Source organism: Pseudoalteromonas sp. NZS71_1 (assembly GCF_015864305.1).
GTDB lineage: Bacteria > Pseudomonadota > Gammaproteobacteria > Enterobacterales > Alteromonadaceae > Pseudoalteromonas > Pseudoalteromonas arctica.
In genome coordinates this window covers 336,072-359,598 of sequence record NZ_JADYXM010000002.1, presented here as the reverse complement: position 1 = coordinate 359,598, position 23,527 = coordinate 336,072, and the positions used below count along the sequence as shown (strand labels likewise).

The 23,527-nt window shown below is 38.5% G+C and carries 24 protein-coding genes and 1 tRNA gene; 16 read left to right on the top strand and 9 right to left on the bottom strand.

Translation table 11 applies throughout. The features are described from left to right. The first annotated feature begins 37 nt into the window (after positions 1–37). The 3 genes from I6F43_RS04505 (at position 38) to I6F43_RS04495 (ending at position 3,258) form a co-directional block, all read left to right on the top strand. Positions 38–2,110, top strand: coding sequence for a catalase (locus tag I6F43_RS04505; protein WP_197101219.1), 2,073 nt, complete (start codon positions 38–40; stop codon positions 2,108–2,110). Positions 2,111–2,213: 103 nt separating this feature from the next. Then, a complete protein-coding gene (locus tag I6F43_RS04500; RefSeq protein WP_165741088.1) occupies positions 2,214–2,684 on the top strand; it encodes a GFA family protein in 471 nt (156 codons plus the stop codon). A 100-nt stretch (positions 2,685–2,784) separates the two neighbouring features. Next, positions 2,785–3,258 carry a VOC family protein gene (locus I6F43_RS04495; RefSeq protein WP_197101217.1) on the top strand — a complete coding sequence of 158 codons (474 nt, stop codon included), beginning with the start codon at positions 2,785–2,787 and terminating at the stop codon, positions 3,256–3,258. A 210-nt stretch (positions 3,259–3,468) separates the two neighbouring features. Here the strand turns inward: I6F43_RS04495 and I6F43_RS04490 are convergent, their stop codons facing one another. Together I6F43_RS04490 and prs are read right to left on the bottom strand one after the other, a co-directional pair. Continuing rightward, on the bottom strand, positions 3,469–5,064 hold the full coding sequence (locus I6F43_RS04490) for a nicotinate phosphoribosyltransferase (protein WP_197101215.1): 1,596 nt from the start codon (positions 5,062–5,064) through the stop codon (positions 3,469–3,471). Positions 5,065–5,074: 10 nt separating this feature from the next. Continuing rightward, a complete protein-coding gene (prs, locus tag I6F43_RS04485; RefSeq protein ID WP_197101214.1) occupies positions 5,075–5,929 on the bottom strand; it encodes a ribose-phosphate diphosphokinase in 855 nt (284 codons plus the stop codon). A 186-nt stretch (positions 5,930–6,115) separates the two neighbouring features. Between prs and I6F43_RS04480 the strand changes: the two genes are divergently transcribed. Next, positions 6,116–6,814 carry an NUDIX hydrolase gene (locus I6F43_RS04480; RefSeq protein WP_197101211.1) on the top strand — a complete coding sequence of 233 codons (699 nt, stop codon included), beginning with the start codon at positions 6,116–6,118 and terminating at the stop codon, positions 6,812–6,814. 102 nt (positions 6,815–6,916) lie between these two features. Here the strand turns inward: I6F43_RS04480 and I6F43_RS04475 are convergent, their stop codons facing one another. Further along, the gene (locus tag I6F43_RS04475) at positions 6,917–7,927 is read right to left on the bottom strand and encodes an SMI1/KNR4 family protein (RefSeq protein WP_197101209.1); all 1,011 of its coding nucleotides are present in this window, start codon (positions 7,925–7,927) and stop codon (positions 6,917–6,919) included. A 367-nt stretch (positions 7,928–8,294) separates the two neighbouring features. On the opposite strand from I6F43_RS04475, the gene I6F43_RS04470 reads away from it, so the two are divergent. The 5 genes from I6F43_RS04470 to I6F43_RS04450 all read left to right on the top strand — a co-directional run bounded on the left by I6F43_RS04470 (position 8,295) and on the right by I6F43_RS04450 (position 11,018). Beyond that, positions 8,295–8,379, top strand: a tRNA-Leu gene (locus I6F43_RS04470). Positions 8,380–8,519: 140 nt separating this feature from the next. Beyond that, positions 8,520–8,882: a hypothetical protein gene (locus I6F43_RS04465; RefSeq protein WP_197101207.1), complete on the top strand. Its 363-nt coding sequence runs from the start codon at positions 8,520–8,522 to the stop codon at positions 8,880–8,882. A 111-nt stretch (positions 8,883–8,993) separates the two neighbouring features. Beyond that, entirely contained in the window at positions 8,994–9,983 is a 990-nt protein-coding gene (locus I6F43_RS04460) for a fatty acid desaturase (RefSeq protein ID WP_165727639.1), read from the top strand. A 305-nt stretch (positions 9,984–10,288) separates the two neighbouring features. Beyond that, positions 10,289–10,702 carry a GFA family protein gene (locus tag I6F43_RS04455; RefSeq protein WP_197101205.1) on the top strand — a complete coding sequence of 138 codons (414 nt, stop codon included), beginning with the start codon at positions 10,289–10,291 and terminating at the stop codon, positions 10,700–10,702. A 94-nt stretch (positions 10,703–10,796) separates the two neighbouring features. Continuing rightward, on the top strand, positions 10,797–11,018 hold the full coding sequence (locus I6F43_RS04450) for a hypothetical protein (RefSeq protein ID WP_007581505.1): 222 nt from the start codon (positions 10,797–10,799) through the stop codon (positions 11,016–11,018). Here I6F43_RS04450 and I6F43_RS04445 read toward each other — a convergent pair. Continuing rightward, positions 11,007–12,203: an MFS transporter gene (locus I6F43_RS04445; protein WP_197101203.1), complete on the bottom strand. Its 1,197-nt coding sequence runs from the start codon at positions 12,201–12,203 to the stop codon at positions 11,007–11,009. The genes I6F43_RS04450 and I6F43_RS04445 overlap by 12 nt on opposite strands. Before the next feature lie 106 nt (positions 12,204–12,309). On the opposite strand from I6F43_RS04445, the gene I6F43_RS04440 reads away from it, so the two are divergent. Continuing rightward, entirely contained in the window at positions 12,310–13,104 is a 795-nt protein-coding gene (locus I6F43_RS04440) for an AraC family transcriptional regulator (RefSeq protein ID WP_197101201.1), read from the top strand. 7 nt (positions 13,105–13,111) lie between these two features. Here I6F43_RS04440 and I6F43_RS04435 read toward each other — a convergent pair whose 3' ends face one another. From I6F43_RS04435 to I6F43_RS04425, 3 genes are all read right to left on the bottom strand, one after another. Then, positions 13,112–15,172, bottom strand: a complete 2,061-nt coding sequence (locus tag I6F43_RS04435; RefSeq protein ID WP_197101199.1) for a TonB-dependent receptor — start codon at positions 15,170–15,172, stop codon at positions 13,112–13,114. Positions 15,173–15,246: 74 nt separating this feature from the next. Continuing rightward, positions 15,247–15,903: a YoaK family protein gene (locus I6F43_RS04430; RefSeq protein WP_197101197.1), complete on the bottom strand. Its 657-nt coding sequence runs from the start codon at positions 15,901–15,903 to the stop codon at positions 15,247–15,249. A 29-nt stretch (positions 15,904–15,932) separates the two neighbouring features. Further along, the gene (locus I6F43_RS04425; RefSeq protein WP_197101195.1) at positions 15,933–16,622 is read right to left on the bottom strand and encodes a substrate-binding periplasmic protein; all 690 of its coding nucleotides are present in this window, start codon (positions 16,620–16,622) and stop codon (positions 15,933–15,935) included. Positions 16,623–16,745: 123 nt separating this feature from the next. Between I6F43_RS04425 and I6F43_RS04420 the strand changes: the two genes are divergently transcribed. The 5 genes from I6F43_RS04420 (at position 16,746) to I6F43_RS04400 (ending at position 19,527) form a co-directional block, all read left to right on the top strand. Further along, a complete protein-coding gene (locus I6F43_RS04420) occupies positions 16,746–16,994 on the top strand; it encodes a TIGR03643 family protein (RefSeq protein ID WP_007581511.1) in 249 nt (82 codons plus the stop codon). A gap of 76 nt (positions 16,995–17,070) precedes the next feature. Beyond that, positions 17,071–17,433, top strand: a complete 363-nt coding sequence (locus I6F43_RS04415) for a hypothetical protein (protein ID WP_197101192.1) — start codon at positions 17,071–17,073, stop codon at positions 17,431–17,433. A 23-nt stretch (positions 17,434–17,456) separates the two neighbouring features. Beyond that, the gene (locus I6F43_RS04410; RefSeq protein ID WP_024593313.1) at positions 17,457–18,530 is read left to right on the top strand and encodes an endonuclease/exonuclease/phosphatase family protein; all 1,074 of its coding nucleotides are present in this window, start codon (positions 17,457–17,459) and stop codon (positions 18,528–18,530) included. Positions 18,531–18,773: 243 nt separating this feature from the next. Then, entirely contained in the window at positions 18,774–19,088 is a 315-nt protein-coding gene (locus I6F43_RS04405) for a hypothetical protein (RefSeq protein ID WP_029751226.1), read from the top strand. Between the two features lies 1 nt (position 19,089). Continuing rightward, positions 19,090–19,527: a hypothetical protein gene (locus I6F43_RS04400; RefSeq protein WP_197101190.1), complete on the top strand. Its 438-nt coding sequence runs from the start codon at positions 19,090–19,092 to the stop codon at positions 19,525–19,527. Between the two features lie 311 nt (positions 19,528–19,838). On the opposite strand, the gene I6F43_RS04395 is transcribed toward I6F43_RS04400, so the two are convergent. Both I6F43_RS04395 and I6F43_RS04390 read right to left on the bottom strand, forming a co-directional pair. After that, positions 19,839–21,215 (bottom strand): NAD-dependent succinate-semialdehyde dehydrogenase, encoded by a 1,377-nt coding sequence (locus tag I6F43_RS04395; protein ID WP_010553129.1) that lies wholly within the window; start codon positions 21,213–21,215, stop codon positions 19,839–19,841. Between the two features lie 218 nt (positions 21,216–21,433). Beyond that, positions 21,434–21,949 (bottom strand): NUDIX hydrolase, encoded by a 516-nt coding sequence (locus I6F43_RS04390; protein WP_165721093.1) that lies wholly within the window; start codon positions 21,947–21,949, stop codon positions 21,434–21,436. A 232-nt stretch (positions 21,950–22,181) separates the two neighbouring features. On the opposite strand from I6F43_RS04390, the gene I6F43_RS04385 reads away from it, so the two are divergent. After that, positions 22,182–23,522: a sigma-54-dependent transcriptional regulator gene (locus tag I6F43_RS04385; RefSeq protein ID WP_165721092.1), complete on the top strand. Its 1,341-nt coding sequence runs from the start codon at positions 22,182–22,184 to the stop codon at positions 23,520–23,522. Positions 23,523–23,527 lie beyond the last annotated feature (5 nt).

Genomic DNA, 23,527 nt, shown 5'->3' with positions numbered 1-23,527 from the left:
ATTGACCCATTAAATCAAACTGTATGAAGGACTAAACATGGCTGAATCATTTAAATACGCAGGTAATAAAGGGCATGGCGGTGAATTGCATCAAAAAGCGTCGGATGAACACCCTACCATGACCACCGCGCAGGGCTGCCCTGTAAGTGACGATCAAAATTCATTACGTGCTGGAAAGCGTGGCCCAGGATTATTAGAAGATCACATAATGCGCGAGAAGATCTTTCACTTTGATCACGAGCGCATTCCTGAGCGTGTAGTGCACGCTAGAGGCTATGGTGCACACGGATATTTTGAAACTTACGACACGCTTGAAGATTTAACCTGTGCAGATATTTTTCAGCGAAAAGGTGAAAAAACCCCAGTATTTACTCGTTTCTCTACGGTTGCAGGTAATAAAGGGTCTCCAGATTTAGCACGTGATGTACGTGGTTTTGCGGTGAAATTTTATACCCAAGAAGGAAACTGGGATTTAGTGGGTAACAATATACCGGTATTCTTTATTCAAGATGCGATGAAGTTTCCAGACTTAGTTCATTCAGCTAAAGCCGAGCCAGATCGTGGTTTCCCCCAAGCGCAAACAGCACATGATAACTTTTGGGACTTTGTGAGCTTATCGCCTGAGTCAATGCACATGGTTATGTGGGCAATGTCTGATAGAGCTATTCCGCGTTCATTGCGATTTATGGAAGGTTTTGGCGTTCATACCTTTAAATTCATTAATGCCAAAGGTGAAGAGAAATTCGTTAAATTTCATTGGAAACCAAAAGGCGGCATGCAATCTGTAGTATGGAACGAAGCACTTAAGCTAAACGGCGCGGACCCTGATTTTCATCGCAGAGATATGTGGGAATCTATTGGTAATGGCGACTTCCCTGAGTGGGAGCTAGGTGTACAGGTGTTTGATCAGCAATTTGCTGATGAATTTGAATTTGATGTATTCGATGCCACTAAGCTTATACCTGAAGAGCAAGTACCAGTGCAAATTGTTGGCCGTATGGTGCTTGACCGTGTTGTAGACAACTTTTTTGCAGAAACAGAGCAAGTAGCATTTTGTACTCAAAACATTGTACCGGGGCTCGACTTTACACCCGACCCGCTACTGCAAGGTCGTAACTTTTCATACTTAGATACTCAAACTAAGCGTTTAGGTGGTCCTAACTTTACGCATATTCCGGTCAATGCGCCTAAATGTCCAATGCGTCATTTTCAGCAAGATGGCCACATGGCAATGCATAATCCAAAAGGGCGTGTTAATTACGAACCAAACTCATGGAGCGGCGACGAAAACAACCCGCGCGAATGCCCAGTACACGGCTTTAAAAGCTCAAGCGAGCCTGAGGTAAGCGGCGGTGATAAACTGCGTTATCGCTCAGAAACATTCAGCGATCATTACAGTCAAGCTCGTCAGTTTTATTTAAGCCAAACAGAGGTAGAGCAGGCGCATATTCAATCTGCGTACGTGTTCGAGCTTTCTAAAGTTGAGCATTTGCCAATACGAGAACGTTTGGTATCGCACTTGTTAAATATTGACAAAACCCTCGCAAATAAAGTTGCCGAAGGACTTGGCTTGCAAGAAATGCCAGAGCCAGCTGAAGCTGCTATGCCAACACGTAAAGACTTACCTGTATCTGATGCGCTTAGCATTTTAAAAAATGCGCCCAACACCTTCAAAGGCCGTAAATTAGGTATTTTAGTAAGTGATGGCTTTAATGCAGAAATTTTTGAATCGGTTACCAATGCACTTAAAAGTGAAGGCGCAAACTTTGAAATTATTGCCCCACAAGTTGGCGGTGCTAAATGCAGTAAAGGTAAGCACTTTAAAGCTGATCAGGTTATTAATGGTGGTCCATCGGTTTTATACGATGCGGTACTTGTACTCACCACTGAAGAGGGAGCTGAAAAACTAGCTGCCATAGCAGAAGCTAAAGACTTTGTAAGTGATGCGTACGCACATATGAAATTTATAGGCTTTACAAATGAGGCTAAGCCTTTATTTAAAGCGGCAGGCCTTGATGGAAAAGTAGATAATGGTTGGATAGATTTAGAGGCACATTCAGGCGATAAATTTATAAATACATTACGTAATTTAAGATTCTGGAAACGTTAGTAAGCTCAATAATTAAAAAACCACAGCATGTAATTGTTGTGGTTTTTTTTAGCTCACCTAGTTAAGGTATTAGTTCAAGCCAACAATAAAAATTAGATATATTATGAAGCTTAATGGCGCTTGTCACTGTGGCAAAGTGGTATTTACGGTCAACTCAAAACACCCTTATCCTTACAATTTATGCTATTGCTCTGTATGTCGTAAAACCGCAGGGAGCGGCGGGTTTGTTATTAATTTAAACGCGCAATACAGCACGCTTGAGGTTACAGGGCGTGAACACATAACTATTTATCATGCAAAAATAGGCGATAAAATCAGCCCTGCAGAGCGTCATTTTTGTAAGCATTGTAGTGCTAACTTGTGGTTATACGATGCACGTTGGCCTGAGCAAGTTCACCCCTTTGCTGGTGCAATAGATAGTGAGTTACCCATACCGCCAGAGCGCACTCATTTAATGCTTGGTAGTAAAGCAAATTGGGTAAATGCACCCATTAATGAAGGTGACAAGCAATTTGAAGAGTACCCTGATGAAAGTATTGCTGCTTGGCATAAGCGTTTAAACCTCGAAAAGTAACGCAATTTTTTGTATGAGCTAAGCTTAAATTTAGGGGCAATTAAGCGCATATTTAGTTAATTAAATATTAAAAATCACCGCGTAAGTAAAGGAGAATATTATGGCAGTCTCAGCAATACCAAAAGGGTTTCATTCAGTTACACCTTATTTAATTATGAATGACGCACAAAAAGCGATAGATTTTTATTGTGATGCATTTAGTGCTGAACACGTAATGCAAATGCCTTTACCTGATGGTGGAATAGCCCATGCAGAAATAATAATTGGTGATTCGCATATTATGCTTTCAGATATTGGTTCTGAAGAATATTTAAAAAGCCCAAAAGAACTCGGTGGTACAGCGCTAAGCCTTATGCTTTATGTTGAAGATGTTGATACCGTATTTAAAAAAGCAATTGAGCTTGGTGCAACACTAATAAGACCCGTACATGACCAATTTTATGGTGATAGGACCGGCACACTACAAGACCCATTTGGTCATATATGGATCATTGGTACACACAAAGAAGATGTTAATGACGAAGAGTTAAATAATCGAATTGGGGATATAACAAATCAAGAGCAAGACGCATAATTAGCGCGTGTTTGCTCTTTGTGCCTTTTTATCGCCTATTTATGGGGAATAACCCCACTAAATAGGATCTGCTTTGCCTAAAAACCAAATACACGGCTGTAAATAGTTAATACCCAAAATCTGTTATAGACCAGTATTCTCATTAAATTTATTACCAAACTAAAAGCCGCTGTATTGCTACAGCGGCTTTTTGTTTAGAGCGAATAAGCTTTAAATTTGTTGATCTATTAAGCTTCTTATTTCATTTAGCGTGGTTTCTTTTGTTATTTTACCATCTTCAAAAACAACTTCTAATAGGCCTTGTGCTTCTTCTTGCTCGGTTACGTCATCAAATAAAGTTAACTCGCCGTTTACGCGTTCAACCTTTAAAAGCCCTTTAGCTGACTTTTTCTTTGAATCAGTTTTTGGGTCTTTAAATATAGCAACACGCTTACCATTTTTTACTATGCTAGTTGCTTTTACTGCTGAGCCGTGAGTATCACGTGTAACATATTGATAGCTGTATGAACCCATACCTAAAACCACTTTTGATGCAAAACCCTTATCCATAAGTCTTTGTAAAATTTGGCGTTGGCGCGTTAAAGTAATTGCATCACCGTAAATAGCACCAATATGCTCATCAAGTAACTTGTAACCTTTAGGTGTTGTTGTACCACCAAATATGTCCCATAGACATTCAATAAGCCCTTTAACTTCGCATTCCATGAGTTCGATAGTGTTGTTGTCTTCAAACCCAAAATATTGACCGTTAAAGTAATACGCTTCATAGCCTTTATTAACAACTTCAGCTTCAGCTTCGTTTTGAGTTGTAAATAACTCACTGTAATCAGATACAGGCGAAACATTATATCCGGTTAACATTTTAACAGGATCCCCTGAGTCGGGGCGAATAACTAGCGTGCCATCACGTGCCATTATTTCGCTTTTTAACTGCGGTAAATAATCAGTTACTAGAGTCCAAAAATCCCACGTATCAGATACAACACTTAAAATTCCTTTAGGTGACTGCTCTTGCATTAAGTATTTAAAAAACTCAATTTCGCCTTCCAATATCCAAGAACACGTAACCGAGTGCTCTGTTGCATCTACTGAGCAACCAACAAGTTCGTTATCTACATTTGCACCGTAATATTTTTCAGCAAATAAAACCGCAGTAATAACATCGGTACCAACAAGTCCCGATGCTAAGTGACCAAAGCCACTCATTGCTGCAGCATGTTTACCAAACATGCCTCTAAAGCTAAAGTCATGACCTTGAAATGGTACAAAATCCATATCTAAGCCAGTTTTAATTGCAAATTCTTTAAATACTTTTAAATAAGCGACAGCCGTTGTAGTGCTTGTCTGAATTGGCCAGTTTTCACAGCTTAATACCGTTTCAATCATATTAGTGAGCCATTGAAAACCCGCTTTTGTATTCACTATAGTCACTGGCGGTACTAAGTAAGGAACCAATGTCCCCTCAGGCAATGCTTTTATTTTTAATGGTAAGTAACCTAAGTCATGTAAATCTTCTAAGTACTTTACATCAACAGTATAGCCAAGCATTGAGCTCATAATACGTTTATGGTTAGCAACAGCCGTCGCTTTATCTACTTTAAAAAACTCATCCCATTCTTCTTGAAGGTAACTTTTAATAAAGTATTGAAGACCAACAAACGCGACTTTATCGTTATTTTCTATGTTACTTAGTTTGCCACTACGAGAGGTGTAATTTGCATATACCTCTGTTACGTCAGGGTGATAAGCGCGGCTATGAAATTCTTTATAAACGTCTTTTTGCATACTTGCAGCTGTAATAGTCATGGTGTTTTCCTTACATCTCAATTATTTGTAAACTAATGTTGTTACTATTTTTAAACTCATTAGCCGGTTTAAACGAATCTGTTGTGTAAATTTTATCAATTAGACCTTCAAAAACATCAAGCCCTTTTGAAAAAATGCCATGAGTTATAAAAAGAGAAATTTCAACAGCGCCATTACTTTTTAGTACCTTGGCTAGTTCGATAAAGGTTCTGCCTCCGTCACAAATATCATCAGCAATAAGTACGCTTTTACCTTTAACATCGCCAATAATTTCTGTTTTTACTATTTCGCCTGTTTTTAAGTTTCTTACTTTTTGAGCTTGAATAACTTCAGGTACACCATTGAATTTTTCTGAAATTTTAATGGTTTTTTTACTCGCCCCAGCATCTGGAGAAATAAGAGTTAGTTCGCCTTTTGCTAAGCGTTGGCTTAGCTCTTCGCAGCGTGCAAGTAACGAAATTTGTTCAATATTGGTGACTCTATTAATTAAAGCAGGGGATACATCGCTATGCGCATCCCAAATAGTCACTTTTGAGAAGTTTAAGCTATTAATGAAATTTGCCATAACAGCTGCGCCTAACGCTTCTCCTTCAACACATACTCGGTCTTGGCGTGCATAAGGAAAATAAGGAATAACAAGTTCGATAGGCGCATTTTCATTTGTTAATCTTTTTAAGGCATCGACAGCAATCATTAATCTAACCATTTTTGATGAATTGGTTAGGCGTTCAAAAATCTCTATTTTTATAGAGTCTGAAAAATTAGCGGCGTTAAACCTGATATGCTCTTCACCACCTGAAAAAGTAAAATTTTCATAATCAACTAACGATTTACTTCCTGTTGAGTCATAGCTAAATACTTTCATTTTTTGCCCTTTAAATGTTTGTGTCCTAGCGACACAATTAAATTATCAAATGTTCCTATAGTAATCAAGTTATTTTTTAAACTAACTAGCTGAACTTATAAATTGTCTGTAATTTTACTGTAGGTTGAAATTGAGATGTGTTTAATTTATTGTGTCACTAAGACCTTAACTTAATATGAGCATGCTGTGATTAACCATTACGATATTACTGAATACAAAAACCCATTATTTACAGTCGACAGTGTGTTATTTACTGTTAAGAACGATGCTCTAAAAGTACTCATGGTTAAGCGTGCGAGTGAACCATTTGTAGGTCGATGGGGTTTGCCAGGTGGGTTTGTTGATGTAGATATTGACGATAGTGTAAGTATGACGGCGCTTAGAAAGCTTAAAGAAAAAACCAGTGTAGCGCCTCAATATTTAGAGCAGTTGCAAACATACTCTGGTATTAATCGCGATCCTAGAGGGTTTAGTGTAACTTTGGTGTACTTTGCATTAATTGCAGAGGCGCAAGTATCAACCCATATAGAAACGGTTGAGGATGCAAAGTGGATAGATATAGATGAAGTAAATAATTTACCTGTGGCTTTTGATCATAAGTATATTATTGAACAAGCTAAAGCGCGTTTAAAACAAAAAGCGTTGTACTCAATGGCGCCGGTTTATTGTTTGCCAGAGCATTTTACCGTAGGGCAATTTAAGTCCGTAATTGAAACCATTATAGGCAAGCCTGTTCAGCGTAAAAGTATTATAAGGCGCATTGAAGCTGCTGATATGTTTGAAACACTAGATGAAAAAGTTAAATCGGGCGGACGCTTAGCGCAGTTATACAAAGTAAAAGCAGGCGTTGATATTGTAAACTTTGAGCGTAATTTAAGTGTTTAATAAATTAAGTAAGCGCTCTTAAAGTAACTATAAGAGCGTTTATTTAAGGGGAGGTGCTATAAGGTAAATACTTTAGTTGTTAGAGTTATTTAGTTATTAGAATTATTCAGAGCTATCTGCAGTAATAAAGCCTTTTAGAAACTCACTTAATGTTTTAGCTTCGTAAATGGCACTTTGTTCATCCGCGCCAAATGATATTACTTGCCCAGCTGTGCCTTGGCTGTTTGGTGCAAAATCTAGCGCTATAAAATTACCACCTCCCAAATTAAAAAATGGCACCCAATACGGAGTAACGTACATAGGTACGGTTTTTATATTACTTTCATTATCGGTGTCGAATAACTCTTCTTGAGTCCATTCATTATAAATAGACTGCCAGTCTCGCCATTCTTTTAAAATACGTTGAACGCCCATAAATGCTGTATTTTCGACACCATTATGAAGTGTTAAAAACGATTTTATTATAGCTGGGAATGCAAAGCCGGCTTCGTTTTCAAATTCAGCATAAATAGCATCGTTGTTTTTGGGCTCAATAACATTGAGGTTATTTTGTTTTACCAACGCTTTAAAATACTGTTCAATTAATTCAAAGTTATCAGATGCATTGAGCTGTATAAAAGGCGTTAAAAAGTCAGCTTTTTCTTTAGTTAACTTTTCAGCAATAAAGCTATTTGGAACTTGGCTACAAATAAACTCTCCCATACCTTTATGAGTGAGCTCTTTTTCGTTGTTAAAAAGTGAGCGACTTGAGCTGCTATTACTTGTAAACGTATATACTTTAGGTGTTGAGGCATCGTCATTAATTGAGCTAAACCACTGATTAAATAGAGGCGTTGCTTCTACTTCCATGGTTAAAATTTCTTTGTCCTGTAAAAAAGCAATACCATACGCTTTTTCAGACGTTGTATCTGGAGTAATAATGAGTAACTTTAACGTACTCTTTGCTGTTAGATTATATATTTCTTTAAAAATAGATTCGCTAAAAATATCCATAGCATCAAAGCCATCTAAACTTTCAAACTCAGGCAGTGTATTTATTTTTATTAAATCAAAGTGAAAATCACCCCACTTATTTTCTTTTAAATTTTCAGTGTAAGTTATTATGTTTTTCATTTTATAAAATCCATTTTAAAGGTTATATATTCACCGCTACATAATATATCTTTTATTATGAAACAGAGGTAGTGAAGCATAGTGATTAGAGGTAAAGATATTTACCTGAAACGTCCGCATATTTTAACATTGTATTTAGGCTTTATTTAGTCCTGAGCTTCAAATAATTATGCATTCTTTCAAATGTTAATAATTGTCTAATTGTCTAATTGTTAAGCGGTTGATCACGCTAATGTCATAAAACGCTTGCCGCTAACTCTATTGTTTGTATAATGCTTGGCATAGAGACGAGGGCACATAAATAATCCTTAGCTCTAAAGTGGTTTTTCTTTATCTTCTTGTATTTAGAAGGTTAAAGAAAAATTATGCCAGCGTGATGAAATTGGTAGACATGGGGGATTCAAAATCCCCTTCCGAAAGGAGTGCCGGTTCGAGTCCGGCCGCTGGTACCACTTTTTATAACCCTAACCAAATTGGTTAGGGTTTTTTTATGCCTAAGATTAATGGTCATAGTTATATTTTTGGGTATCAAGCTACTAAATTTAGAAGTCGCCCAAGTGTTGGGTAGTAAATATGAAGCAAAGGAAGAGTAATGAAAAAAGTAATTGGTTTGTTGGTTGGTGCAATGGCTTTATCTGGTTGTACTCACCGTATTGGCGATTTTACAGTTGCCTCTACAAAAAATATGAATCATACAAACAGCAATCACAAAGTTGATTATGACACACGCGTGATTGGTAAGGATGTTAAACATACTGTTTTAATTTTTCCAACGGGAAGATCTAACATGAAAGAGGCCATGGATAATGCTATCGAGCAAACACCTTCGGCGGTAGGTCTTTCAAACGTTACCGTTAAAGTTGTTCAGTGGTATATCCCATTAATTTATGGACAGTCTTACTTTGAAGTTGAAGGCAATCCAATTTATGAAGTTGATAATACGAAAACTAAGTAGTATTTAGTTTTAAATAGCTGCCAACGGTAGCTATTTAACTATCAATTTCTAACATACATTTGATTAAGGTATGATAGTAATTAATAGACTACTCTGAAATAAATAATAATCATGACTCAATTAAGTGCCAAACAGAACATTCAATCGATTGTTAAAGCAATTAAGGCAGAGGAAGCATCACTTCGTCAAAAGCACCCGTTACTTGCACATCAAAATACCTTAGGGTTAATTATTTTATTGCTATCGCTTAGCGCACTAATTGGTGTTGGTGTTTTATATTATTTAGCCATCATACCTGCTTGGGTATGCATAGTACTTGCGGCTATTGCTGCATCTATTTCCCATGAGTTAGAACACGACCTTATACATAAACAATACTTTAGTAACCAGCCATTTATGCATAATTTTATGATGCTAACAGTATGGTTAATGCGGCCAAATACTATTAGCCCGTGGTACCGACGTAAAATGCATTTACACCATCACAAAACCTCAGGCACACAACAAGACCTAGAAGAACGCTTGGTGGGCAACGGTATTAAAAACCCATTCTTACGTGCGTTAGTTATTATGGATGGGTTATTAGGGTTAGTTATTTCTACTAAACGTTTTAGAAAAGAAATTAATGGCTTTAGTTTTTCGAGTGTTTTTAATGCGGGATTTCCGATAGCGACTGCGTATTTTGCTGTTTTATACAGCGTTATTGTATTTCATATTGTTGATTTATTTATACCACTTTCGCTAAATTCGCCTAGCTGGTTGTTAAGTACAATGAATGTGTTCGAATTTTTAATGGTTGTGCTCATTGTTCCTAATATTATTCGCTCAAGCTCGCTTAATTTTGTTACCTCAAGCATGCATTACTATGGCGGCGTTAATAACATGCTTGAGCAAACTCATGTACTAACGAGTCGTTTATTTATGCCGTTTCACTTGTTTTGTTTTAACTTTGGTAAAACGCATACCATCCACCATTTTGTGCCAAATCAGCCGTTTTATTTACGTCAAATGCTAAGTGAAAAAATACTTAAAGTAATGGCGCAACACAACGTGCGCTTTAACGATTTTGACAGCATAAAAAATGCTAACGCATTTAAATAATTACCCCCAACATAAGGGGAGGTTCTACATTGCTATTCTTATTTTATGATCTAAACACATATAAAAAATAATTTAGACGCACCACGTTACGCTATTAGCTTAACGTGGTATTGCTGTTTTATTTAAAACATCGGATCATGTTTGTAGCACTTGCTCAACTTTTAAAAATCACTTTCAAAAATTAAAAACCTAACCGAATATACAAATGAACCGGCGAGCAGTTTTTTTATATTTTAAAAATAATGAATCGATATTGCCGGTCTTATATCTCGATTCAATCTTCATAAGCATTAAGGATTTAAATAATGGAAATTACTGGAAGCTGTTACTGTGGTGAAATTAAATACCAAGCAAAGTCTCAAAATAACAACGCACTTGTTTGCCATTGTAGTGATTGCCAACGTATGTCGAGCGGCCCATTTAGAGCCGTTATAATTGCAGAGCCAAATTCGGTCGTGTTTACCCAAGGTGAGCCAAAAGAGTTTGTTAAAACAGCGCAAAGCGGTAACAAGCGTGCGCAAGGTTTTTGTGGCACATGTGGTACAACACTATATGCAACTAACGAAGCTAAAGCTGACCGTGTATATGGCTTGCGTATTGGTGCGGTTGATCAGCGTGATCAGTTTACGCCAACAGCACAAATTTGGTCTAAATCAACATTGAGCTGGTTGAGCGGCTTACATGAAGTACCTGCGTTTGATACAACCCCACAAAATTAGTAATACTGATAAAAAATCACTTTTTTAGTAAGCGGTTTGAAATTTATTTTACCAAATGACTGTCTACTTATAAGTCAGTCATTTGGAGAATAACATGTGTAGTTCACCTAAAAGCAGCCGAGCAGTTAAAAAAACAGCCATTAGTTTTAATGATGAGCTTACTCAAGAGCAGCGCTTGCGTTTTGCTGCAAAAGCTAATTTAGCACAAGAGCGCCGTGAACAGCGTGAAGCAACTAATAAACGCTATGAGCAAAAACACACGAGCAACAAAACTTCGTCTGGTTTATTTTCGTGGTTACAGCAGCTAGTTAGCTGATTTAGCTAAAGTGGTGTTTTTACCACTGCCCAAACCACATAATGCACACAGCACTCCGGCAATAGCGCACAGCCATAATGGCGCACTCCAACTTCCCGTAGTCGTGTGTAATGCACCAGCGAGCATAGGACCAATAGCCGCGAGTAAATACCCTACACTTTGCGACATACCTGAAAGCGACGCTGCTTGTTGCGAATCATCGGTTCGTAAACTAATAAACGACAGCCCCAATATAAAACACGCTCCAGAGCAAAAGCCCAGCATTAGGGTCCAAACAAAAGCAAAGCTAGGCATGTAAAGCAGCCCCAAAGCACTGAGTGCACTCAACATGGCTAAAATAAAGCTAAGCGCGCTTTGATCTTTTAATTTGGCAAGTAACGGAATTAATATTAAACCCGGTAATGCAGTCGCTATTTGAAAAGCACCATGATAAGCACCTGCTTGCGTGGCACTTTGGCCTGTTTCGATTAATATGCTAGGTAACCACGTGATAATTATATAATTTAAGAATGAGTTTAAGCCCAGCAGTAGGGTAATTTGCCATGCTAGTAAATAGCGCCATACACTTTTTGACGTGTCAGCGTGTTGAGCAATACTCGCGGGTTTTGTGTGCTTACTTAATTGCGAGATCCATACAATAATACTCGCCAGAGTAATAAGAGCTGATGAGCCCAGAGCAAGTTGCCATCCTAATCCGTTTAATTGACTAAGCGGAAATACTAAAGTAGAAAACCCACCCGATACCACGCCCATAGTAAGCACGTAGGCTGAGGTCATTAACGCAACCTTAGCAGGGAAGTCGCGCTTAATTAAACTTGGTAATAATACGTTTGCGATGGCAATGCCCACACCAATAATAGCGGTGCCTACAAAAAGCATGGCTGAGGTGTTTATTACCCGCGCTGCAACCCCTGCAAGTATAAATAACAAAGCCACAAACAAGGTGCGCTCTAGCCCCTGCTTTTTAGCAAGAGTTGCGGCCATTGGCGATACAACCGCAAAGGCAATGAGTGGCAATGTTGTTAAAAACCCAGCTTGCGATGCGCTAAGCCCAAAGTGATTAATAATTTGTTCAAGCACAGGTGCAATACCTGTAAATGTGGCGCGTAAATTTGCGGCAATAAGTAATATGCCAAGCACAAGTAATATGCCAGCAAAGCGTGATTTAGGTGTGTTATTTAACAAAAGGGAAGACCATTAAAGCTAATACTTAATGGGCGCTAGTATAAAGGCTTAGCAAAAACTATAATTTAGAGATAATGACATTAAATAACTAAAAACAGACAAAACTATGTTTGATGCAATTGGTTGGGACGACATTAAAAATTTTGAAACTATGGCGCAGCCCATAATAGCCAAAATAGAGCACGCCCATGCAAGTCACGAAATACCACTACATACCCATCCTAAAGGGCAGTTAATTTTAGCGCTACATGGTTATGTAACGTGTGAAGTGTCAGCCAAAATGTGGATGGTGCCCACGCACAGTGCAATTTGGATCCCAGCACAAAAGGTGCATAGCAATAGGGCGTCTGATAACGCGCAGCTTTGTCATTTATTTATTGATAGTAGTAAAAACGGTATGCCGCTAAATACCTGTACGTTAGCTATTACGCCGTTAGTTAAAGAGCTAATGTGCGAGTTGGCTGCGCATAATCAGCACTATACTTTAAATAGTAAAACAGCACGTTTAGCGCAGGTGTTATTTGATCAACTTATTGAAATGCCAGTACAACCACTCGATTTTGTATTATCTAAAAATGAGGTAATTCAAACTATGAGCGATCAGCTCATAAACAAGCCAAACAATCGAAAAACACTACCACAATGGGCTAAGCAGTTTGCATTAACTGAGCGCACATTAGCGCGGTTAATTAAAAAAGAAACCGGTATGACATTTGGAAAGTGGCGTACGCAATTGCATATAATTACAGCCTTAAAGGCGCTTTCTGATAAGCAAAGTGTGCAGCAGGTGTCGGAGTTATTAGGGTATGAGTCGGTGAGTGCATTTATTACTATGTTTAAAAAGGTAATGAAAAAGTCGCCCATGAAATACATGAGCGACTTAAATCAGCTTAGCCCTTAAATAAGCATTACCACGTATAAGTTGCCGAAAGCATCGCGTTACGAGGTCTACCCGGGAAGTATCTGTCGCCGGTAAAACTCGTGTAATCGGCGCGCTCCGCATAAGCCTCATTAGTTAAATTAATAATACGGGCAAGCACTTCAAGGTTATTAGTAACTTGCCACTGAGCGCGCAGGCTTAAAACATCATGCCCTTGGTATTTATTTAAGTTTTCTGGGTCGGTGTAGTAGTTACCAACGCGATGCCACTGCAAAGCAAATTGTGTATTACTGAGTGCTTGCCATGTTAAATCGAGATTAGCAATATTACGCGGCGCGGTGTCTATGTCGTTGCCGTTTATATTTAAACCGTTAAGTATTTGGTTGTTAGTATAAGTATGCTTTGCGTGTGTGCCTGCAAAGTTAAGTGCAAGCGACTTAGTGAGCTGGTAGTCAAGTTCAAGCTCAATACCACGATGGCGAGAGCTGCCATTATTTACCGTAAAAAAGTCACTATCGCGGTAAATCGTATTGTGTTTACTCATAGCGTAAACAGACACGCCATAACGTAGCTTTTCGTAAATCCCTTTAATACCTAGTTCTGCGTTATTGGCTATTTCGGCGCTTAAATTTGCAGTGGTTTGCTCGCGTTGTAATTGGTAGAGCTCAGCCGCTTGTGGCGCTCTGTAACCGCGAGAAAAGTTTGCATAAAGCGTGTTATTTGTATTGTACTGATAACTAACCCCAAGCTTTGGCGATAGATTACTAAAACTATTTTTAGCGCTTGCTGGGCGGCTGTATCGGCAACCACCAAAGCCACATTCTGTGCCATCGTCTTTTGTTCTACCAGCTAGCATATTATTGGTGTAGTCGTACTGCATATGCTCGTAGCGCACACCTGCGGTAAGTAACCACTTATTTAATTGCCAATCAACCGATGCAAAAGGGGCATAAAGCGTGGCGTTTACATCGTAATCGTAATGCTTACCTTGGGGTACTGTAGCAACTAAAAATGCAGAACCTTGAGTGGGCTTGTTTTGGCTTTGAGTAAAGTCGGCTTGCGTGTATTCGCCATCAAGCCCTAGGTTTATTTTTATATTACTTTGTAAATTATGTTGATAAAGCGATTGTACGCCAAAACCAGTTTGACTGTTTTTTTCAAGCGGTGTGCCGGGCAAAAAGTGCTTAAAAAAGTCCATGCTTTGGTCGCGAAAATATAACGTAGTAGAGAGCACATCATTGTTATTTAATTGCCATGTTGCATTGCTCCATGCTCTAAATGCGCGTGCTTTTCTAAATGCGTCTGGGTCAAAGTTTTTTTGCGCTAGGTCTTCGTTTTTATAGCTTTCAAAGCCCGTAATAAATCCCGCAGTTTGCTGATCTAGGTTTGTGTAAGTAAGGCCTGAGGTAAGTAATAAATTATTATTTGAATAGCGATGGCGAATATTTACTTTTTGTTGTTCTACGCTTTCGTCGTCGCGGTAACCGCTATCGTCGGTAACACTTGCGTTAATGCCTATACCGCTGTTGCCATAATCTTGTCCTGCACGTAATTTGTAGCGAGTATAACCGTACGAGCCATAATCTAAACCAACTAAACCACCGCCTTGAGTAGTGTCGGGCGTTATTACATTAATAACACCATGCACAGCATTTGAGCCATAAAGTGCAGAGCCAGGGCCTTTTAATACTTCAATGCGCTGCGCCATTTCGCTGTGCGCCTCAAATAGCTCGTTTATATTACAAAACCCAGCGGCTCTAAGTGGTATGCCATCCTCCAAAGTCAATATGCCACCACAAGCGCCTGCGCCCGAAAGTACCGGAGAGCGCAGTGCGGGTAAATACTCTTGGCCATTTCCGCGTTGAATATTAGCACCCGCTACACGTTGCAGAGCTTCTTCAATATGGGTAGGCGCTATGCTATTTAGCTGCGCTTGCGTTAGTGTGCTTATTGATAAAGGGAGTGGGGTCGATAGCGCTTCGATACGTGATGCCGTAGTTGTTATGGTTTCTATTGCATCATTATTTTGATTATCGGCAAACGCAGCGTGGCTAAAGGGTAATATCAGCGGCAAAAAATAAGGTTTCATACATTCCTTGAAAGTAATCTATATTGCATTGCCTCTATAATATGCGGTTTTAATATGCATTTAAACTTGTTGCGTTAAAGCGTACGTAACCTATAAACCCGATACGTAATTGATAAAACAAAACAAGCCACAGCAGGAAACACCAAAGCCAGCACTAAGTAATGCTTAAATAAAACGAAGCCGGTTATACCGCCTAGTAAAAAGCCTGCAATAATGAGTAAAAACATAACGCCTTTACGGATATCAAATTGCTCACCTTTAAGCGCTTTACCTAGCATTAAACCAAGGTCAGTAAAAATACCGGTTAAATGTGTGGTACGTATAACAGCACCACTGTAATTAGTGGCTAGCGCATTTTGTAACCCACACGCAGCAGACGTTAAAACAATGCCGTAAACGAATGTGTTTTTGAGTAAATAAGCACTCGCAAGTAGTAGCAATCCTTCAATAAAAAGCAAAGTGTCGTAATGACGACCAAGTTTTAATGAGCCACCAGAGAGTAAAAATCCCGACAGTGCCGAACCCAACATAAAGCTAATAATTATTGAAAGTAGCAATAAGGCAGTGCTGGGGTTAGTTATTACTTTAATACCAAGTAATGTAACAGAGCCAGATACATGCGAAATAGCCTGGTGCTCAAATCCTAATAAGCCTACAGCGTTTACTACGCCCGCTATAAATGCGAGCGTAAACGCGCCATATTCAACCCATTTTGGTAGTTTTGTAAACATTGGTTATCTCTTAACGTGTGCAGTGTTAATTATTGAGTTTGTGCTTTAAAACGTTTTATTTGCTCATCAACTAATTTTGTATCAATTACGCCACGCTTAAAAGCAATGTAAGTAGGAAACGTAAACTCATTTAATTGCCGAGCATAAATGTTTTTATATTCTTTTGAGTACCACAAACCTGCTTGATAGTTAGTTATTGCGTATTCAACACGTTTTTTTTCTAGTAGCTCAAAAGTGTCTTTAGTTGAAAGTGAGCGAAGCAGATTATTCTCATCAAGGTTATACTTTTTAGCAATAACCTCAGGCAAAGCAACGCCGCGCAGCATCGCTATTGGGGTATTTGATAAATCGTCAGTGAGTAGCTTATCTTTGTTTAAAGTAAATAAGCCATACTTAGTAGTGTGCAAGGGCACGCTTGTAAAATCTAAATACTTTGCACGTTCCTCTGTATTGGCCAAAGAGAAATAGCAGTCGTAATAACCCAGCGCCATTTCTTTTTTAACGCGCGCCCATGGCAGATGAATTACGTCAATTTTAAGATTTAAATTACGCTCAATAAACGTTAAATATTCAATATCTAAACCCGTGAACGTATCGTTTTTTTCATCAAATATAGTAAAAGGCGGGTAGTGGGTTGTTACGCAGCGCAGGGTTTTACTTGGCGCTGCAAGTAATAATGAGGGTAAAGTTAAAGCTAAAAACAGAAATATTGCGCGCATAAATATAAATTCGATATCTTTTAAAGTACATAACTTGAACGCCAATTATACAGTTACTGAGCTTAATTGCATTGATCTAAGTATTTTTACCTAGCGTATAAGTTAAATTTTGTGAGATATACCATGTTTAACGCAGAGCAACAGTCACGCATTATCGAAATGGCGTGGGAAGATAGAACCCCCTACGAGGCTATAGAGCAGCTATACGGATTAAAGTATCCGCAGCTGGTGGTTTTTATGCGAGACAATGTTTCAAAAGGCAGTTTTAAAGTGTGGCGTAAGCGCCATGCAGGTCGTAAAACAAAACATTTAAAATTACGCGATCCCGCTATTATGCGAAGCCACTGTAAAACACAATATAAACAACGTTAAATAGGTGTTAGTTGTTTCATATGATGTTCATCCGTGTTTGTTAATCTTTAGCTATTAATTATGCTAGAGATTATTTATGAGAGTACTAACATACACAGCACTAATAGCATTGGCTTTATGTTCAATAAGCGCAGACGCAAAACCGCATAAAGATAAGCATGGTCATAAACACAGCCATAAAAAGCATCATTCACATAAGCACAACGACAATGACTACCTTTCTAAAAAAGAGGCAAAGCAGTTAATTCGCGCAGGTTGGACGCCACCAGGGCTAAGTAAAAGCTATCATCGAGGCGACTTTTTAGAACGCGATTTATACAAAAGAGGTAGAGTGATTGAACGCTCTAGAGATAATGGTACAGTGAGTATTGAAATAGACCGTACAGTTATCCATATGGTGCACGATACCCGAGAAATACTTTCAATTTTAAGTCGCTAAATTAACTTTATAAGGATATTAAAATGCTCATTGCGCTGGCTATAATTATTGGCTTTTTTTTACTGGTTACCTTATTACCTATGTCGTACAGCCAGCATTACTTAGTGCGTAGCTGCGACTTTGTTCGTTTGCAGGTATTTTATATTGCCAGTTTTGTAGCTGTTACTTCGTTGTTTTTATTATGGCAAAGTAGCGCAATAGGTTACGTTTTTATAGCCTTGACCTCATTACTTATAATGATTTTACAAGGTAAATGGATTTACCCGTATACGTGGCTTGCTAAAAAAGAAGTGCAAAGCGCACCTAAGCATATAGATCATAGTATAAGAATTATGTCGGCAAATGTACTTATGTCGAACCATAAAAGTGAGCAGTTAATTAGCCTTGTTGATGAGCATCAACCCGACCTACTTATTACGCTTGAGAGTGATAGCTGGTGGGAAAATAAATTATCAGTCATTAAAAAAAATTACCCGTATTACATAGAATGCCCTAAAGATAATCGTTACGGCATGCACTTATACAGCAAGTTTAAAATACTCGATGCACAAATATGTGAGCTAATAGAAGAAGATATTCCCTCAATTCATATTCTGTTTGAAAACGATGAAGGCCTACAAATGCAAGGGCACTTTATTCACCCCGCACCACCAAGCCCAACGGAGGAAGACTCATCACGTCCGCGCGACTCAGAGCTAATAATGGTGGCTAAAGCACTTAAAAACCCAACACGACCTACCATAGTTGCCGGAGATTTAAACGACGTAGCGTGGTCGCGCAGCACGCGTTTGTTTATGCAAATAAGTGGCTTTTTAGACCCTCGAAAAGGCCGTGGTTTTTATAACACCTTTCATGCAGGCTACTTTTTTATGCGCTGGCCGCTCGATCATTTATTTCACAGCGAAGGCTTTAAAGTAAAGCGTATTAAGCGCTTAGCTAAATATGGCTCTGATCACTTTGCGCTACTCACTGAGCTTTCTTACGAAAACGCTAATCAGCAATCATTAGAAACTAAATCGGCGCAGCACAAGCAAGAAGAAATTCAAGAGCTTGCTATGAGTAAGGCCGACAAGCGAAAAGTGCCGAGGTTTGATTAGTAACGTTAGATATAGCGGTATTTATATAAAGCATTGAGTTATTAATAGCTGAAGCCTGACTTGTGTTGAATTGTTACTGTGTTATTTGGTTTATACTTTATTTTTAATATATATACTTGTTTTCTTAGAAGTAAAGAGTGGTAAAGCTCTCAAAATAAGCGCTGGCAATTAACTTACCTTGTTTGTACTTTTTAGTCATTGAGAATAGCGTTAATACGTTCAAAACGTTGGATGTTCGATTATATGTTTGAGTTTTTTCGGCTTACTTTATTGGTTTTAGGTGCTATTCCTTTACTTGTATACCCATTTGCAGTTATCGCTAGTCTTATGGGCTTAGGAAGCAAGCCTAGTATTAATATTCCATTGTTTAATAGAATCATGAATAAATTTTTTCTATGGGGCGTTTTAATATATCCCATGGTGTTTTTTGGATGCTATTGGCTTAGCGATAATTTTGTAGAATATGACCTTATATTGGCTTCTCTGCCCATGTTTTTTTTACTATTACTCTGGGGCAGTTTTCACTTTATGGATGCTCCAGCAAAATACGAAACGTAAAATGGGCACAAAGTTTATTGAAGTTGAAAAATATAAATCAGATAAACGAATTAACTCGATTATTATGCAATTTAGTTTATTCACTAAGCGTTCGATAGCTTTTCTAATACTAGGGCTTGAGAAAAAGCGCTTTGAGTACCTAGCTAAATATTACCTAATCATTCTCCATTCCTCATCAAACTTTCTCGTAAAATACCAAGAGCCAGCTATAAGTAACGCTAGTAAGCGAAAAATAGTAATTGATGTAACACATCATGTAGGTTGGTTAGGTTTAAATGCTAGACAGTTCTCCCGTGCACTTAGAGGGTTCCGAAATCTAATACATCCTTATGAGCAAATGGCTAGTAAAATGTACCCTGATGTCGATACATGTGATATTTCTTGGCTAGTTGTTCAGGCCGCAGTAAATTATTTAGCTAGAGCATTGAAAAACGACTAAACACTTAAGTGATATAAGTGTCTACGATTAAATATAGAATTAGACCACGATATTTATTCCCCATTAAAGGCTATGTTTGCAGTCTTTGACTCCTCAGATTAAAAGCGCGATGTAAAATCGCACCTACGAATATATCCAAAACACGGTACTATCTCTTACTAAAAACTAAGTATTGTCTCCTGAAAACTACTTTCTAAAAGTCATAAAAAAGCCTAAAAGTGGTTACCCACTTTTAGGCTTAGTAATTTTTGTGTTTTAAACACATATTAAGAATCTGTGTTTAAAACACTTGTTTCATTTATGCAGCTAAATTAGCTGGCGATCATAATGCTTTTAACATTAACAAATTCGCGCATACCAAAACCGCCGTGTTCTCTGCCGTAGCCACTGCCTTTAACGCCACCAAATGGTAGGTTAGGTTGTGCTAAACCGTAGCCGTTAATGTTGATCATGCCGGTGTCGAAGTACTTTTTAGCAAGCTCAATGGCTTTTTTCTCATCTTTTGAGAAAATACCACCGCCTAAACCGTAGCGAGAATCGTTGGCGATGCGCATAGCATCGTCGTTATCTTTGGCTTTAATAAGCGAAGCGACAGGGCCAAATAATTCGTCATCGTAGGCCGGCATGCCAGGTGATAGGTTATCAAGTAGCGTTGGTGGGTAGTAGTAACCTGTTTGCGATGGTATTTCGCCACCCGTTACTATGTTTGCACCTGCTTTAACTGATTCCATTACTTGGTCGTGAATGCCGTCGCGTAAATCTTCACGAGCCATTGGGCCTAAGTCTGTGCCATCAGCCATTGGGTCGCCCATTTTCATGGCTTCAAACTGCTCTTTAATTTGTGCTTTAAAGTCATCGTAAAGTGACTCAACAACAACATAACGTTTAGCTGAAACACACGTTTCGCCGTTATTGATCATGCGACCTGTTACACAGGTTTTAACTGCAAGCTCTAAATCAGCGTCATCGAGTACTAAGTATGCATCGTTGCTACCCAGTTCTAACACTGTTTTTTTAGCGTGTTTACCCGCTTCTGCAGCTACTTTTTTACCTGTGGCATCACTACCCGTAAAGGTTACGCCGCTAATTGCTTTGTGCGCAATGAGTGAGCTGGCGGTTTTACCGTCGATGAGTAAGTTGCTGAAACAGTACTCTGGGAAACCGGCTTGTTTAAATAGCTCTTCAATTTTTTCAGCCATGCCAAATACGTTACCAGCATGTTTTAATACGGTTGTGTTACCCGCCATTATGTTGGCAGCACTGTAGCGAATTACCTGATAAAGCGGGAAGTTCCACGGTTGAATACCTAACAGTACACCTGTTGGTTGGTAGCTGATAATTGCACGGCCGCCGTCCATATCACGTTCTTCGTCAGCAAGTACTTGTGGGCCTTGTTCGGCTGTGTAACGACAAATTCCTGCACATAGTTCAACTTCTTGAAAGCCTTGCTCGTATACTTTACCCATTTCTTCGGTCATGAGTTTTGCGATAGATTCTTTTTGCTCTTCGAAAAGTGAGGCTAACTTATTAAGATATCTCGCACGTTCAGTGAACGACGTTAAGCGCCATTTTAAATATGTTTCGTGAGATTTTTCGATTACCTGTTCTGCTTCTTTTTGAGAAAGTAGCGTGTAGGTTTCAATGGTTTGCTCAGTTGCCGGATTAATCGTTTTAACTGTGTTACTCATTTCTATCTCCTTACAAATTATGTAATGGTGATAGTGCAAAACGAAAGCCAATATCAAAAAAACAGTATTAATTAATCTCAAGCTATTGAAATGTAGTATTTATTTTTAATTTTTTATTCTGCTAATAACTTTTTACTACTATGAATATATTACCCAAAGCAGTAAAAAGTTCTGATTGATGCAAAATTTACAAGATTGACTGCTCATGCTAATTCAACTTATAGAAGTTCTTTAGCAATGCGCTTTAGTAGGTAGGTTTCTCGTAAAATGGAGAGTCCTTGTTTTTCACTGTTAGCAAGTGTGCGCTCGTTATGAGCAATTGCATCGTTAATATCAACCCATTTAGCAGTCATGCCATTTTGCTGCTCGTAATGCTCTAACTGTGCTTTGCCAAACTCGTCGGCAATATTACATACAAAGCAATACGATTTGATATGAATAATATCAAAGTCTTCTTTATACCAAGGGCGATACTCTTCATAGAGTCCAAAGGCTTTAACTACACTTATTTGTTGTGCACCGGTTTCTTCGCTTAGTTCGCGAATTAAGCCTTGTTCAATACTTTCGCCTTCATCTACTCCGCCACCAGGTAAGCTGTAATCTTCATAGCGGTTTGTATACATTAAAAGTATTTTATTATTTTTAATAACAATGGCGCGAGCTGTTAAGCGCGTAAACTGACTACCGTGGTCAATATTAATACCTGAATGAATTAAGGTTTTTAATTGCTGCATTTCGTCTCCTCTTTTAGGTTTTTGATAATAACAGTTGCTACCATTCTATAAATAGAAATGATTTTAATTATTTTTATATTTTATGATCGATTTTTTTAAGCATACGTAAATATAAGGTTGTTAAAATAAATAGCATTGGATTAATTAGCTATTTAAGTAATTAGATTCTAGGCGTGCCTTTAAATTAATATTTAGGATGCGTAGAATAAGAAAAAAAGCATAGGGATTTATCATGTTAGACATACTTTTAGTAGACGATGACGTTGAATTTAGTGACGTTGTTTGCCACATAGTCGAATTCCTCGGCCACAACATAAGCACCGCCACCAGTTTAAAAGAAGCACATCAATGGTTTGAAAATAATACCTTTGACCATGTGCTACTTGATTTTATGTTACCTGATGGTAGCGGTTTGCACTTACTTGATCATTTAAAAACGATTGGGCAATCTCCAAAAATTACACTTATATCGGGTCATCCTTCAGTTAAAGGCATTTTAGCTGAAATGTGTGAGCCAAATGTAGGGCATTTATTAAAACCATTACAACGCGAAGATTTAGAACTCGTTTTAAATGGCCCTAAAAAAACAGTTAAAAAAGCCAAGTCGAGCGGTATTACACGTCACTTTGGTGGGTTAATTGGTGAGTCTGAGCCAATGCAAAAACTATACAACATGATTGAACGCGTAGCTAAAACAAACGCTAACGTGATGCTTATGGGTGAAAGTGGTGCAGGTAAAGAAGTAGTGGCTCAAGCTATTCATAACGCAAGCCAGTGCGAAGGCCCATTAGTTGCTAGCAACTGTGGCGCACTTTCAAAAGAGTTAATTGGTAGTGAGTTATTTGGCCACGAAAAAGGCGCATTTACAGGCGCAATAGCACGTAAAGAAGGTGTGTTTGAGCAATCAAATAACGGTACTTTGTTTTTAGATGAAGTAACCGAAATGCCAATTGATATGCAGCCAAATTTACTGCGAGTACTTGAAACTAAAAAAGTAACACGCGTAGGTGGTAACAGAGAAATACCAACCAATTGTCGTGTTATTTCAGCCACTAACCGCTCGCTTACCGATTTAGCGCAAAATAATATTATTCGTGAAGATATTTACTTTAGGTTGGCTGTTTTTCCTATTGATATACCGCCACTTCGCGATAGAAAAGAAGATATTCCTTTATTAGCTAAAGCATTTTTAGATCAACTTAATGATGAAAACGGTACCCCATTTAGTTGGACGCCAACGCAGCTCAAAGAACTGCAAAGCTATGAATGGCCCGGTAATGTGCGAGAGCTTCGCCACGCTATACACCGTGCATTTATTATGAGCGATCCGCAAACCAGCGACATTACTCTACCTGATAATTTAGAGTCGCCTTTTTCGCGCGTTAATAACCAAGCGGCCGAAAAGCCAGTATCAGCAGGACAAACCATTGAAGAAGTTGAAAAAGAACTTATTCATGCAACGCTTGATAAGGTGCAAGGTAATAAAACGCTTGCTGCACAAATGCTGGGTATTAGCACCAAAACACTTTATAACCGCCTTAATGCATATGGCGGTATTGGCGAATATAAATAGATTTG

Coding starts and splice junctions, on each gene's coding strand:
- I6F43_RS04505 (WP_197101219.1), top strand. CDS start 38: ATGGCTGAATCATTTAAATACGCAGGTAATAAAGGGCATGGCGGTGAA.
- I6F43_RS04500 (WP_165741088.1), top strand. CDS start 2,214: ATGAAGCTTAATGGCGCTTGTCACTGTGGCAAAGTGGTATTTACGGTC.
- I6F43_RS04495 (WP_197101217.1), top strand. CDS start 2,785: ATGGCAGTCTCAGCAATACCAAAAGGGTTTCATTCAGTTACACCTTAT.
- I6F43_RS04490 (WP_197101215.1), bottom strand. CDS start 5,064: ATGACTATTACAGCTGCAAGTATGCAAAAAGACGTTTATAAAGAATTT.
- prs (WP_197101214.1), bottom strand. CDS start 5,929: ATGAAAGTATTTAGCTATGACTCAACAGGAAGTAAATCGTTAGTTGAT.
- I6F43_RS04475 (WP_197101209.1), bottom strand. CDS start 7,927: ATGAAAAACATAATAACTTACACTGAAAATTTAAAAGAAAATAAGTGG.
- I6F43_RS04465 (WP_197101207.1), top strand. CDS start 8,520: ATGAAAAAAGTAATTGGTTTGTTGGTTGGTGCAATGGCTTTATCTGGT.
- I6F43_RS04460 (WP_165727639.1), top strand. CDS start 8,994: ATGACTCAATTAAGTGCCAAACAGAACATTCAATCGATTGTTAAAGCA.
- I6F43_RS04455 (WP_197101205.1), top strand. CDS start 10,289: ATGGAAATTACTGGAAGCTGTTACTGTGGTGAAATTAAATACCAAGCA.
- I6F43_RS04450 (WP_007581505.1), top strand. CDS start 10,797: ATGTGTAGTTCACCTAAAAGCAGCCGAGCAGTTAAAAAAACAGCCATT.
- I6F43_RS04440 (WP_197101201.1), top strand. CDS start 12,310: ATGTTTGATGCAATTGGTTGGGACGACATTAAAAATTTTGAAACTATG.
- I6F43_RS04435 (WP_197101199.1), bottom strand. CDS start 15,172: ATGAAACCTTATTTTTTGCCGCTGATATTACCCTTTAGCCACGCTGCG.
- I6F43_RS04430 (WP_197101197.1), bottom strand. CDS start 15,903: ATGTTTACAAAACTACCAAAATGGGTTGAATATGGCGCGTTTACGCTC.
- I6F43_RS04425 (WP_197101195.1), bottom strand. CDS start 16,622: ATGCGCGCAATATTTCTGTTTTTAGCTTTAACTTTACCCTCATTATTA.
- I6F43_RS04420 (WP_007581511.1), top strand. CDS start 16,746: ATGTTTAACGCAGAGCAACAGTCACGCATTATCGAAATGGCGTGGGAA.
- I6F43_RS04415 (WP_197101192.1), top strand. CDS start 17,071: ATGAGAGTACTAACATACACAGCACTAATAGCATTGGCTTTATGTTCA.
- I6F43_RS04410 (WP_024593313.1), top strand. CDS start 17,457: ATGCTCATTGCGCTGGCTATAATTATTGGCTTTTTTTTACTGGTTACC.
- I6F43_RS04405 (WP_029751226.1), top strand. CDS start 18,774: ATGTTTGAGTTTTTTCGGCTTACTTTATTGGTTTTAGGTGCTATTCCT.
- I6F43_RS04400 (WP_197101190.1), top strand. CDS start 19,090: ATGGGCACAAAGTTTATTGAAGTTGAAAAATATAAATCAGATAAACGA.
- I6F43_RS04395 (WP_010553129.1), bottom strand. CDS start 21,215: ATGAGTAACACAGTTAAAACGATTAATCCGGCAACTGAGCAAACCATT.
- I6F43_RS04390 (WP_165721093.1), bottom strand. CDS start 21,949: ATGCAGCAATTAAAAACCTTAATTCATTCAGGTATTAATATTGACCAC.
- I6F43_RS04385 (WP_165721092.1), top strand. CDS start 22,182: ATGTTAGACATACTTTTAGTAGACGATGACGTTGAATTTAGTGACGTT.